This is a genomic window from Senegalimassilia faecalis, from assembly GCF_004135645.1.
Classification (GTDB): Bacteria; Actinomycetota; Coriobacteriia; order Coriobacteriales; family Eggerthellaceae; genus Senegalimassilia; species Senegalimassilia faecalis.
Genome location: NZ_SDPW01000001.1, coordinates 1,927,129 through 1,939,871 on the forward strand (window position 1 = coordinate 1,927,129; position 12,743 = coordinate 1,939,871).

11 protein-coding genes are annotated in these 12,743 nt (G+C 59.6%); 6 read left to right on the plus strand and 5 right to left on the minus strand.

Annotated elements, in window-relative coordinates:
• Nucleotides 1–48: 48 nt before the first annotated feature.
• Complete coding sequence (locus ET524_RS08035; RefSeq protein WP_129424791.1) at nucleotides 49–1,125, plus strand: hypothetical protein; 1,077 nt, start codon at nucleotides 49–51, stop codon at nucleotides 1,123–1,125.
• A 15-nt stretch (nucleotides 1,126–1,140) separates the two neighbouring features.
• Nucleotides 1,141–1,848 (plus strand): hypothetical protein, encoded by a 708-nt coding sequence (locus ET524_RS08040; RefSeq protein WP_129424793.1) that lies wholly within the window; start codon nucleotides 1,141–1,143, stop codon nucleotides 1,846–1,848.
• Between the two features lie 173 nt (nucleotides 1,849–2,021).
• Here ET524_RS08040 and ET524_RS08045 read toward each other — a convergent pair whose 3' ends face one another.
• The 3 genes from ET524_RS08045 to ET524_RS08055 form a co-directional block, all read right to left on the minus strand.
• A complete protein-coding gene (locus ET524_RS08045) occupies nucleotides 2,022–2,393 on the minus strand; it encodes an ATP-binding protein (RefSeq protein ID WP_129424795.1) in 372 nt (123 codons plus the stop codon).
• Between the two features lie 349 nt (nucleotides 2,394–2,742).
• A complete protein-coding gene (locus ET524_RS08050) occupies nucleotides 2,743–3,414 on the minus strand; it encodes a cytochrome c3 family protein (protein WP_129424797.1) in 672 nt (223 codons plus the stop codon).
• 30 nt (nucleotides 3,415–3,444) lie between these two features.
• The gene (locus ET524_RS08055; protein ID WP_129424799.1) at nucleotides 3,445–5,088 is read right to left on the minus strand and encodes an FAD-dependent oxidoreductase; all 1,644 of its coding nucleotides are present in this window, start codon (nucleotides 5,086–5,088) and stop codon (nucleotides 3,445–3,447) included.
• A gap of 341 nt (nucleotides 5,089–5,429) precedes the next feature.
• Here ET524_RS08055 and ET524_RS08060 point away from each other — a divergent pair, with 341 nt between their 5' ends.
• The 3 genes from ET524_RS08060 (at nucleotide 5,430) to ET524_RS08070 (ending at nucleotide 9,166) form a co-directional block, all read left to right on the plus strand.
• A complete protein-coding gene (locus ET524_RS08060) occupies nucleotides 5,430–6,899 on the plus strand; it encodes a helix-turn-helix transcriptional regulator (RefSeq protein ID WP_161566645.1) in 1,470 nt (489 codons plus the stop codon).
• Nucleotides 6,900–6,927: 28 nt separating this feature from the next.
• Complete coding sequence (locus ET524_RS08065; protein ID WP_129424804.1) at nucleotides 6,928–7,863, plus strand: FAD:protein FMN transferase; 936 nt, start codon at nucleotides 6,928–6,930, stop codon at nucleotides 7,861–7,863.
• A gap of 373 nt (nucleotides 7,864–8,236) precedes the next feature.
• Nucleotides 8,237–9,166: an SPFH domain-containing protein gene (locus ET524_RS08070; RefSeq protein WP_129424807.1), complete on the plus strand. Its 930-nt coding sequence runs from the start codon at nucleotides 8,237–8,239 to the stop codon at nucleotides 9,164–9,166.
• Nucleotides 9,167–9,173: 7 nt separating this feature from the next.
• On the opposite strand, the gene ET524_RS08075 is transcribed toward ET524_RS08070, so the two are convergent.
• On the minus strand, nucleotides 9,174–10,004 hold the full coding sequence (locus tag ET524_RS08075; protein ID WP_129424809.1) for a deoxyribonuclease IV: 831 nt from the start codon (nucleotides 10,002–10,004) through the stop codon (nucleotides 9,174–9,176).
• A 265-nt stretch (nucleotides 10,005–10,269) separates the two neighbouring features.
• Nucleotides 10,270–11,325, minus strand: a complete 1,056-nt coding sequence (locus ET524_RS08080) for a YeiH family protein (RefSeq protein WP_129424811.1) — start codon at nucleotides 11,323–11,325, stop codon at nucleotides 10,270–10,272.
• A gap of 437 nt (nucleotides 11,326–11,762) precedes the next feature.
• Here ET524_RS08080 and ET524_RS11560 point away from each other — a divergent pair, with 437 nt between their 5' ends.
• Nucleotides 11,763–12,587: a TipAS antibiotic-recognition domain-containing protein gene (locus tag ET524_RS11560; RefSeq protein ID WP_161566646.1), complete on the plus strand. Its 825-nt coding sequence runs from the start codon at nucleotides 11,763–11,765 to the stop codon at nucleotides 12,585–12,587.
• Nucleotides 12,588–12,743: the final 156 nt, after the last annotated feature.

Sequence of the window (12,743 nt, forward strand, 5' to 3'; positions counted from 1 at the left end):
AACCGCATGGGAAGCGGCGTCGGTATGCAGGGAAAGGAATCAGAGGATATGGCAGAAGAGCAATCCAGCGAAATCGTTCCAGAAGAGAGCTCAGAAGTTGAATACGAGCTTCCTGCGCTCAGCGAGGCCGAGCAGGATGAAGCCGAGCAGTTTGCGCTTAAGGTAATCAAGGCTGCAGCATCTCTTAAGGTGATTCGAATCGACCGCGGGAAATTTCTTCGCACTGAGTTGAGAAAACATTGTCCAGACGCCAACATCGACCTTGCTGTAGCGGAGACGCCGGGTGCTGCGGGCATCCCTTCAGAAGTGCTTGATGCTATCGCTGTTGAGGCGATTGATTTTGAAACGAAAAAATGCGCTGCACTTTCCTTTGCCGCAGGCATTCCAGGCGGTTTGGCCCTTGCTGCCGCAGTGCCTGCGGACTTGGCCCAGTACTTCGCACATGTTATGCGCATTGAGCAAAAGCTCGCGTATGTTTATGGCTGGCAGTCATTTCTTGAAGACGGCGACGAAGTTGACGACGAAACGCTTGCGAAGTTCATCATGCTTTTAGGTGTCATGATGAACGTTGGTGGGGCGGCGAATTCCATCAACGCTTTTGCAAACCAAGTTGCTCGCGCTGGAGTGCAAAAGGCAATTCAAAAGCAAGCGCTCACGAAAACCGCGTTCTACCCCATACTGAAAAAGGTGCTTCGCGTAGTAGGTGTTCAGCTTACCAAGGAAACGTTTGCGAAAGGTGTTGGAAAGATCGTCCCCGTTGTAGGTGGTCTGGTGTCGGGTGGATTGACATATGCGACATTCAAGCCTGGTGCCGAGACATTGAGAAAGCATTTGCGTAAGCTTCCTGGCTCGGGAGTTGAGCAAGACGCTCCCGATGTCAAGCAAATCGATGTTGTGGCAGATGCCGCGCACGCAATCGCTGATGGAGCAGTGCAAGTTGGAGCAATGGCGGCCAGCGGGGCAGCTGCGGCAGGTGAAGCTGTTGTAGCAGGTGCCGCGGCAGCCGGTGATGCGGCCGCAAAGGCCGGCGCCGCCGCGGCGGAAGGGGCTGCGCAGGTAGGATCGGCAATAGCGGACGGCGCGGCAAACATCGGCAAGTTCTTCGGTTCGTTTGGAAAACGATAGAGAGGCGGTTTGTGCATGGGAGCACCATTTGATGTTTTCTCCTTTGCTAATGACGTCGGCAAAGGAGTCGGCGGTCTGGTCAAAGGGGCTGCCGATGTTGCTGCAGGCGCCGTTGGCGTAGCGGCAAATCTCGTTGAAGGAGCCGCAAGCGAGCTTGCAGGAGCCAATGAGCATTCAGACGCGCGGGAACTGCCGGAAGCTCGCTATCGCGACGGGATGGTTTCGGAAACCAACGATGTCTCTATCTCCTATGTACGCGTTCGGCGGATCGAACTCGATCACGAGCAAAGAGTTGTCGAAGGACCCGACAAATATCTTCGGCTCTCCCATAGAGGCCTTGAGTTGTTGAATCGCGACCCCGACCTTGCCGAAGGTTGGCTGACCAAACTTGCAAACGCATTCGATGATGAACCTCCTGCCCCGCTTGACCCCGAAACCGCGATTCGAGTTCGCAATTGTTCGGTATATTCGAAAGAGAAAGACGCTGGACTTGATTGGCTGCGCAACGCGTCGATTGGCGGCATCATCGGGGCATTAACACCCGGAAAGTTTGTTGCCGCTGTCGGAGGTGCGATTCTTGGCGCTACGTTAACGCCCGGACCCGAGCGACGCTGGTTTTTGGATATCCTCGATTACGATATGAACAAGTGGGTTTTCGAGCTCGAGAATGAAGAAGCAGGTAAAAAGGTGATTTCGTTCCTTGATGAATATTTGGCTGTTTAGCTCGGCTATCCAATATCAACGAATGTGATATTAGCTGACGATTCCAATAATGGTTCGATAGATTGATAAGCATTCATGATCGAAAAGTCCCCGTGCTGGCTCCAGAAGCTGTAGCTCTATTTCAGTATGATTCTGGAGCCTTTGTCTAATCAAGCTGCGTCTTCCAGATTGCTTCATCCCAGCAACCACTTCCAGGCTGGCATTACATGGATCACGCCTTCGGGGATGTTGATGCTTGATTCTTCTTCGAGCGTAACTATGGTTGCGGCGTCTTTTTCGAAGCGTGCCATGGCTTCTTGTAGAGCGGAGACTTCGCGTTGACGCGTAGCCTCGTTTTCCATGTTTAGGGATACTTGTATCAGCTCGTAGGCAATTCCAAACGCCTCATCGCCTTCGATGAAGTCTATTTCCTTGCCGGATTTCAACTTGAGCAACGCAATGGACCCTACGCGAGAAGATGCGCGGCGCCGCATTTTCAAGTATACGGCCGTCTCAAGCGCCCTGGTCAGGCTATCGCTTGTGGCAGGAGCCAGCGCGCACGGCACATGGCAATTCTTTCGGTATCGACGATGCGTCGCGCGGCAATATCCCAACCGGGAACTTCCTCAATTTCGTTGAAGAAAAGGTAGTTTCCTTGCGAGCGGTTTGATAGGTGTTTCATAACCTGTAACAGATTTTGACAGATTCGGGCTCAAACTGTAAAAATCTGTTACAGGCTTGTGGTTGCGGCGGGGCGTGCGGCCTTGATCGATAGCCTTCACTTGGCCTTTAGACGTGCGAAACCCGCAGGTGGGAATTCCTGACCTGCGGGTTTCACGTTTGTGCGCCTGTGTCGAACGCTGTTGTTGCTAGCTTGCTCGAAGCAGGTAACTTGCGCCCTCTTCTGCCAGCAGCTTACTGCTCGTCGGTTATACCGGCGGCTTCCTCGAGCAGCTTGCTGTCGGTGTAGCTCAGCCAGCCGTCGGGCACCACGGCGTCGGTGTGGCACTGCGTGCAGTAGTTCACGCTGGCGCGGTGAGCCTTGTGGCACGTGGTGCACTTCTGCTCGCCATGCTGCGGCGTATGCGGGTTGATCTTGCCCATCCACGCCGTCTTCTTCTCCAGCTCATCGCGGCTGTAGGGGTGGCAGCTGCTGTTCATGCAGAACTCGTCGGAGTTCTCAAGACCGCGCGCCTCCACCAGCTGCGTGGCCGAGCGCTCGTCAAGCGGGCTGTCGAAGTTGCAGCTGATCCACTCGGTGCCCTCGGTCATCTGCTCGTTAAGCTGCGGCACGTGGCAGTCCATGCAGGTTTTGCCCACCTGGTTGTGCACGGCGGCCAGCATGCTGCCGGCGTCTTCCACCTCGTTGCCCCACTTGTCGGTGGCCGGCTGACCAGGTACGGCCTCGAACGTGGGCAGGTAGGGATCCATCGGGTCGTGGCAGATGGCGTTGCAGAAGCTGGGCTGCTCGTGCCACACCATGAAGCCGGCGCCGGCCACCACCAGCACGGCCACGATGCACCCGAGCGTGATGCCTAGCCGCTTGCGCTTCTCGCCCGCGCGCTTAGGTCCTTGCGATTCGCTCATCGCTTATCTCCTTTCGATACGGGCGCGCCCTTAAGCGATGCCCAGCACGTTGCGGACGGCGATGCGGCCGAACGCGCAGCATTCGCCCAGGTTGCCACCGCCGTTGTACATGTCGCACCACACGCTGCCGAATTCGCCGGCGCTGTACAGGTTCGGGATCACGTCGCCGTTGAGGTCGAGGATCTGCGCATGCTCGTTGCGGCGCGGGCCGCCGTCGGTGTTCAGCATGGTCGACGAGCAGTGGCACGCATGGAACGGAGCGCCCTTGATGGGGGTCAGCGTCTTGGCCGGGCGATAGAACGCCGGGTCGTAGCCGTCTTCGCAGTACTTGTTCCACTGCTCGACGGTCTTCACCAGCTCCGCCTTGTTGATGCCGGCCTTGTCCGCCAGCTCCTCGATGGTGTCGGCGGTGAAGCCATAGCCTTCGCTGGACGGCTCGAAGTTCGGGGCGGTGGAGTAGGCCATCATCTTCTTGTAGCCCTCGTCGTCCAGGATGTACCACGTAGTCTTCGGCATGGGCAGGTGCGGCCATTCGCCACCGAACTGCATGTGGCCGTGGCGGCTGCCCACGTTGATGTTCAGCGGGTTCTGGTCGATGACCTCCCAGTCGTGCTCGTGGTCGGAATCCCAGTCCATGAAGAAGCGACGGCCGTTTTCGGCAACGGTGATGCCGAACTGCTTCGGCGTGCGCATGGTCACGTCCTCGCCTTCGATGGGCGAAACGCTCGTCCACATGCCGGCGCAGCTGTTCATGTGCCACATGTCAGCGCCGATGCGAGCGCAGATATAGTGGCCGTCGCCGGTGTTCATGCGGCCGGCGATGCAGCGCGCGGTGGCGGCGGACAGATAGTCGGCGCGCATCTGCTTGTTGTTCTCGAAGCCGCCGCAGCACATGATGACGCCCTTGTTCGCCTTCACGTACACGGTCTGGCCCTCGTAGGTGTACACGCCGCCGAGGATGGCCTTGCTCTCGGGGTCCTGGATGAGCGCCGTCAGCGGGGCGTTCAGCTTGTGCGTGATGTTCGGGTCGTCGGCGATGACGGAGTTCACGAACTTGATGACGTGGTCGTACTTCTCGTCGTTGAAGAACAGCACGCCCAGGTTGTAGCCGTGCGGCAGCTCGGCATACTCGGGGTAGCACGTGTCGCCGGTACCGGGGTGGAAGTGCTCCGTGGCCTTGAAGTAGCCTTCCTTGAAGCCGGGCAGGCTTTCCAGCCACGTGCGGTTCTCGTGGATGCCCTCGGCGAACGCATCGAGCACCGCGTCGGGCGTGTTGTCCATCTCGCCGCGCAGCTCGTAGAGGTACTGGCGGAAGCCTTCGGCGTGCTCGTCGTCGGTCCACAGCACGCGGCCGGCGGAAAACGGGCTGTCGCCGTCGCCGAGCACCAGCGTGCCCTTCTCAAGCAGCAGCGCCTTGGCGCCGTTGCCCTCGGTGGCCACCGTTGCCGCAGCCGCCTGGCCGGCAAGGCCGCCGCCGACGATCAGCACGTCGGTCTCTTCGTCCCAGTCGATCTCGCCGATAGATTGCGCGAAGTTGTTCTTGTTGGGTTCCTTGCCCTTTGCCGTGCATCCGCCAAGTGCTGCGGCGGCCGTGCCCGCAAGCAGGGTTGCGCCCGCTGCCTTGATGAAGCTGCGACGCGATTGCGTCAGGTTCAGATCGGCCATCGAATCCATCTTCGTCCCTTTCCGTGAATTCTTGTTCCCACGTTCGTGGCTGATGCACACGTTACGCGGCTGCCGGCCGGGCATCTTCACCCGCAGCTGGGGCTTCCCATGCGCAAAAACGGGTGAAATCGCAGTACCCGAAGCGGGTGAGATGGGTGTTATCGCAGGTCAAGCGAATGCTTACCAAAGTGGTTTGCGCTTAAGCACATTTGCGAGGTTTTGGGGCGTTGTGGAAAAATATAGCGGTAAATTTGCGTATAGATTAGGAAAATAGTCACTGAATTGGGGGTTCGACCTCACTTCAGCATGCTATGATGCCGTCTAAAACAAGCAGGGAAGAGGGGAACGGCATGGCAAAAGAGAGCGTTCAAAGCGCAAAGGCATCGCGCGCGCGAACCGTGCAAGCCGACAAGTCGAAGGCTGGCCAGAAGAAGGCGGACGGCGCTGTCGCCAAGCCGGCCGCCAAGCCGCGCCTGGCTTCCATCGGCATCTGCTGCACGCTGGCGTGGGCGTTTCTTATCAACGCCGCCGGCGGCGAGGCGCCCACCGGCCAGCTTTCGTGGCAGGTTTCCTACTTCGCGTTGGCTATTGCTATGGTGGCGTTCGGCTTCATCGCGCGCAGCAAACCCGCGTTCGTTGAGTCGCCGGCGGCAGGCTACGTTGCCGCGGTGGCCGGCGCATTCGGCGCCGCCGCGCTGCTGTTCTCTAGCGTCACGCCCGCGCTTGACGCGCTTGAGTACCCCGCCACCATCGTATGCTCGTGCGTGCTGGGCTGGTTGTACCTGCAATGGGGCGCTTTCTACACGGGCGTGAACCTGCGCATGGCTATCGGCTGCCTGTTCATTGGCAACACTGCTGCGTCGGCGCTGAAGTGCGCGGCGCACTTCAGCCCCTTCCCGCTAATGTGCGCTATCACTATGGCGCTGCCCGTGGCTTCAGTGCTGCTGTGCCGCATGGCGCTCATTGACGCGCCTGCCGGCGGGCGGGCCGATGTGCGATTTGAGTCCCACAACCTACGCGGTCTGTGGAAGGTGGCGGTTGCGGCGGCGGTGCTCAGCTACGTTACCGCGTTTTTGGTGGGCACATCGTTTGGCAACCAAAGCGCAGCGGCGCCCGATGTGTTTCTGCTGGGCCGAGCGTTCGAGGTGCTCATCTCGGGCGTGGTGTTGGCAGTGGTGATTGGTGCGAACCGCGCGTTCAACTTCGCTCAGCTGTGGCGCATCGTACTGGCGGTGCTGGCGCTCGATGTGCTAAGCCAGGCGCTGTTGCCGCAGATCACCGTCATTCGTTGCGTGGAAAGCAGCGCATGGGACTTGCTGGTGCTGTTCACCTGGCTGACCGTTATCGACATTGCTCGCCACGCGAAGGCTGACCGTAACATGGTCATCGGCATGGGCTGGGCGGTGTACGCTGCTTCATTTGCGGCGGGCTCGGTGCATTCCAGCTGGTTTTCGTCGGGCAGTTTTGGAATCGCGTTCACCACGCTGCTGATGTTTGCGCTGGCCATGGTGGGTACGTTTTTCCTGGAGGTGCGCGACCAGGATACGAAGTGGATTTTCGCCGAGCTGTCCGGCGAACGCGTGAGCGCGCCGCAAGATCACCGCAGCATCGACGAGCGCTGCGACGCCATCGGCGCCGAACGCACCCTGACGCCGCGAGAGCTCGAGGTCATGAAGATGCTGTGCAAGGGCCGCACGAAGTCCTACATCGCAGAAACGCTGTACCTAACGGAAAACACCGTGCGCAGCCACACGAAGCACATCTACACGAAACTCGACGTTCACAGCAAGCAAGAACTGATGGACCTGGTGGGCGCGTAAAGGGGCCTTGGCAAGGGAGGGAGACTTCGTGCGACAGCTCAATTCCATAACGTTTCGGCGGTTTGACACCGTGTGTTCGGTGGCTGCCGATGTTGATGATGGCGCGTTGGCCGAAGTCAAGGCGTTGTGCGAACGCTATGAGCTGTTGTTGAGCCGTTTCGATCCCAACAGCAAGCTTTTCGCGCTCAACGCGGCAGCGGGTGAATGGGTCGAGGTGGGCGAGGAGCTTACTGGCATCCTGCGCGTGGCGCTTTGGTATTGCGAACGTACAGGCGGCTTGTTCGATGTCACCATGGGGAGCGTGTGCCGTTTGTGGGACTTCAAGCGCGAAATCGTGCCCGATGCGGATATGGTTGCCGAAGCGCTTGCGCACGTCAACTGGCGAAACGTTCGGGTGGACGGGGCGCGGGCGCGCATTGCCGATCAGCAAGCAAGTATCGACCTTGGCGGCATAGCGAAAGGCGTTATCGCCGACGGCGTTGCCGAGCTTCTGCGCGGTTGCGGGGCAACCGCGGGCGTGATCAACCTGGGCGGCAACGTGTTGACGCTTGGCGGCAAACTCGATGGCAGCCCCTGGCGCGTGGGTTTGCGCGCGCCCGTTCCCTCGGGCGGAAAGCTTGAGGCCGCATCGTTTGCCAGCGTTGCCGTGCGCGGAAAGTCGGTGGTCACCAGCGGCGTGTACGAGCGCGCCTTCGTGCGCGATGGTCGCGTGTTGCATCACATCCTGGACCCGCGCACGGGTCTGCCCGCCGTAACCGACGTGCTGTCGGCCACCGTGGTGTCTGGCGCCTCGATCGATGGTGATGGCTTCACCACTGCGTTGGTGGTCATGGGTGCCGCGCGCGCCCTCGCTTTCGCCGAGCAAACGCCTGGCATTGAGGCGATTATCTTGACCATCCAAGGTCAGCTGCTGCACACCGGCGGCGTTGAGGGCGAAGCTGGGCGATTCTCGGTAAGCGCATAACCATTGGCGAAGAGCGAGCTCAACCAAGCAATAAGGTGGCGCGCCCTTTGGGCGCTATCTATGAGGTGCGGAGCTTTCGCTCCGCGCTACGGGAGCGTTCGCAAACCCAAGTTCATTCGCAGGTCAACCCCGTAGCCTCGACCGAAAGGTCGACACCTCATAGAAAGCGCCGCAGGCGCGCCACCAACTTCTCAAGGCGCCCGCAAAACGCGGCGCCCGCTTCCTAAAACGCCCTCGGCACACGTTTGCTCAACGCGGGGCGAGCGCATCATGACCAGTCGTCGCAACTTTTTCAAATTGGGGTCCAATCACGCAGATGCGGGAAAGCGATTCAGGATACTATGGTTCCAACGCCTCGAGAAAGGACCCATCTATGATCCTGCTGTCTATTATCTTCCTGCTTGTTGTGTTGGCTGTTGTTTCTGCCGTTATGGGCTCGCCCATGTTCTTCGTGGTGCGGCAACAGGAGTCGTCCATCATCGAGCGGCTTGGCAAGTTCAACCGCATCGTCACGCCTGGCTTTCACGTGATGATTCCGTTCATCGAGCGTCGCGCTGCCAATGTGAACCTGCGCACGCAGGAAGCGCGCTATTCGCTGAACGGCAAAACGAAGGACAACGTCACTATCGGCACGGCCGTGTCCGTGCAGTTCCGCGTCGAGCAGAATCAGGCACCGGTGGTCGAGCAGTCTGGCGTTTACCGCAGTTACTACATTTTGAGCAATCCTATCAACCAGATGGAAAGTTACATTGCTGATGCGCTGCGTTCGGCCATTCCCGGCTATACGCTCGACGAAGTGTTCGACAACAAAGACCTCATCGCGCAAAACGTCAAAGATTCCGTCACCGAGCTGATGGCGGGCTACGGCTACGAGATCATCACCACGCTTATCACCGACATCGAGCTGCCGAAGGACGTTGAGCGCTCCATGAACGCCATCAACTCTGCGCAACGCGACCAGGAAGCCGCTAAAGCGCTGGCCGAGGCGGAGCGCACGAAAACCGTGGTGGCAGCAAAAGCCCAGGCCGAGGCCATGGAGCAAACGGGCATCGGCATTGCCAACCAGCGCAAGGCCATCGCCGACGGCATCGCAGCGTCGCTTGATACCATCAAGTCATCGGGCGTCACCGCTCAAGAGGCAAACGAGCTGTTCCTGTATACCCAGTGGGTGGAAATGATGAATTCGTTCGCCGAATCCGGAAAAGCGTCAACGGTGGTACTGCCCAGCTCCTTCGACAGCAAGTCCTCGATTCTGCCCGATATGCTTGCGGCTCAGCAAACAGAGAAGGGCTCGGGGGAATAGCGGACGCTTAACCCGCCAACTTACGGAGCAGTTCGATCTCTGCGGCGTAACCGGGCAGTTCGTTGGGGGTTTCCAGAATGAACGGCAAATCGCGCAGCTGCGGGTGCGTGACGATGCGCTCGAATGCTTCCAGGCCGATGTAGCCTTCGCCGATGCGTTCGTGGCGGTCTTTATGGGCGCCACAGGGGTTCTTCGAATCGTTCAAGTGCACGGCGCGCAACCGCTCGATGCCGATGACTCGATCGAATTCGTCAAGCACGCCGTCAAGGTTGTTCACGATATCGTACCCACCGTCGTGCACGTGGCACGTGTCCAGGCACACGCCCATGTGGTCTGAAAGCTCCACGCGCTCGATGATGGCCGCCAGCTCCTCGAACGTGCGGCCGACCTCGGTGCCTTTGCCTGCCATGGTTTCCAGCAGAACCGTGGTGGTCTGCTGGGGGCGCAACACCTCGTTCAGCAGGCCTGCAATCAGATCGATGCCCACATCGGCGCCCTGCTTCACGTGGCTTCCCGGATGGAAGTTGTAGTAACTGCCCGGCACGGCCTCCATGCGCACCAGGTCGTCGGCCATACACTCGCGGGCAAACTCGCGCGCATGCGGCTTGTCCGAGCATGGGTTCAACGTATAGGGCGCATGCGCCACCAACGTGCCGAAGTTGTTAGCGGTTAGCAATTCGCGCAAGGCCGCGGCGTCAGCGGGATCGATTGCCTTCGCCGAACCGCCGCGCGGATTGCGCGTAAAGAAGGCGAACGTGTTGGCGCCGATGCCCAGCGCGGTCTTTCCCATGGCAAGATAGCCCTTTGATGTGGATAAATGACATCCGATGGTCAGCATAGTCAATTCCTTCCTGCGACTGAGCAACAAAGCCCACCGACGGCTCATTGCGAATGACGGCAAGGCGAAGTGCTGCAGCCGCGTTTCGTAGTTTTAATCGAAAGTGCCATAGGCGCACCACGTAATTCTTAACAAAAACCCGCCCGCCGGCGAGCAACCACCCTTGACGCTCCAGCCTTGTTCGTAGCTGAGCACCCATCGTTTCGCGAACAGCGCACTTAACCAATACAACTATCGCAATTGTTCAAGTTGCCTGCGCTGTCGTTTACCACAATCCCAAAAAGTGCTGCACGCCTAAGCTGGTGCAGGCGATAGCGACCCAGCATGCGGCGCCGAGGACGATGGGTTTCGCGCCCGACTTCACCAAGCCAACCACATCGGTGTTCAAGCCGATGGCCGCCATGGCAACCACGATGAAGAACTTACTGAGCGTTTTCAGCGGATCGAACACGGCGCCGCTTACGCCCGCCGCCGCAGCGACGGTGGCCACCAGCGATGCGCACACGAACAGGATGATGAACGTCGGTAACGCCCGCTTCAAGCTGAAGCCCGATGCCGCATTCGCCTTGGCCTCGGTACCGTTTGCACTGGTCGCCGTCTTGCGCTCGCGCGCCGAAACCCACATCCCCAGCACGAACGTGATGGGGATGATGGCCAGCGTGCGCGTCAGCTTCACGATGGTGGCGTAATCCAGCGAGTTTGCGCCGGGGTGCATGCCGTCCCACACCGCCGCGGCAGCGGTTACCGACGACGTATCGTTTACCGCTGTGCCTGCGAACAGACCGAACCCGTCGTTCGTCATGCCGATAGCGTCGCCAAGCGTGGGGAAGATGAGCGCGGCTAGCACGTTGAACAGGAACACCACCGAAATGGCGTGCGCCACTTCCTGGTCGTCGGCCTTGATAACTGGAGCCGTCGCCGCAATAGCCGATCCGCCGCAAATCGACGAGCCCACGCCGATGAGCGTAGCCGTGCGTCCGGGAATGTGCAGCACGCGGCATAGCACAGCCGCCGTGATAAGCGATGCGGAAATGGTGGCCAGGATAACCGGCAGCGACAAGGCACCCACCTGCGCCAACTGCGTCAGCGGCAAGCCGAACCCCAGCAGCACCACCGCGGTTTGCAAGATTTTCTTCGAGGCGAACTTGATACCGGGGCCCGCCGCGCCTTTGTTCTTCCACACCGTTGCGATCACCATGCCCAGCAAGATTGCGAACACGGCGCCACCGACCAGCGGCACAGCCTGGCCAAGAAACCAGCAGATGACGGCGATGGCGGCGGATACGGCAACGCCGGGAGCTAAGGTGCGGATGCGGGACATGGAACTCTTTCTAGCTAGGGTGAGCGCAGGCGGCGAAAGCCGCTCGCGATTGCGAACCTCAACACTATAGCCCAGTTCAAGCACTGCGGTCTCAAAGCCATTGCAACCCCATGCGTGTTCCTGAGGTGACGGGTTCCCTTGCGGAATGCGAAGGCGAGTGATGAGCACGGTACTGGCGTAGCGGAAGCTGACGAGGGGAGCGCAAAGTTCTCTAGGCGAAGCATCAGGGGTGAACCCTTCGCGCGCACTTTCCTAACCCGGGTATGCGCGAACCGGCGAATCGACCTTGCCGGTTTCGCCCTGATTGTTGCGGTTCGGCGGCGCGCAATGCAACCAATGGTTTCTTGGAATTCGCTGTCCACCTCGGTAAAGTGAGGGCATCGGATAACGAACGCAGGGCACGCAAAGCACGGCTCGGCGAAGGGAAGGGAAATGCCATGTCATTCGGGAAAACGCTTATCAACCTGCGGAAAAGCCGCAACCTCACGCAAGAGGAGCTAGCGGCGAAGCTGTACGTTACGCGCCAGGCGATTTCGCGATGGGAACGCGATGAGGTGGTGCCAGGCATCGACATGCTCAAACTTATCGCGGTGACGCTCGACGAGCCGATCGTGCACCTGCTGGACATGCCCGAGCACCTTTGCGAAAGCTGTGGCATGATTTTGACGCCCGACGACTACGGCACCAACGCTGCGGGACGTGAAGATGAGCACTTCTGCAAATGGTGCTATGAGCAGGGAGCATACACGTACGAAACCACCATGGAGGCCATGATCGAAGACTGCGCGCCGCGCCTGGCCGAAAACACGGGCATCACGCGAGACGAAGCGGTATCGCTGATGGGCGCGGTCTTGCCGCACCTCAAACGCTGGAGCGCCGTGCACGCCAATGAGCAGCGATACGGCGCCGAGGCGCGCGAACGCTACAGCAGCGAAGCAGTGGACGCCGCAAACGAAAGGCTTCTGTCCATGGATGACGAAACGTGGGAGAGCAAAGAGCAGCTTGAGCGAGCCATCATCGAGCAGCTGAAAATCGCCTTGCCCACGGGCGATACCGCCAGCAGCGCCGCAGCGAAGCTGGCGCACATGCACGCCGAATGGATTGCCATGCAATGGGGCGAGGGCGCGTACTCGCCGGCAGCGCACGTTTCGCTCGCGCAAAGCTACCTTACCGACAGCCGCTTCACCAGCTATTACGACAACAAAGCCGGCAAAGGCGCCGCGCAATTCCTAGCAAACGCAATCGAGGTGGCCGGCGTTTAGGGACGAAAGAACGCACAATTGGGCAATAATGAGGGGTGCTTAAGCGGTAAGCCACGCAAAAAGGGAAGGAGCCCCGAGAGGCTCCTTCTTGTCTGAGCTGCGCTTTCCATGCGCGGCTCGCTTTTGCGCGGTTGAACTTGCGGTCGCCGTGCGCGC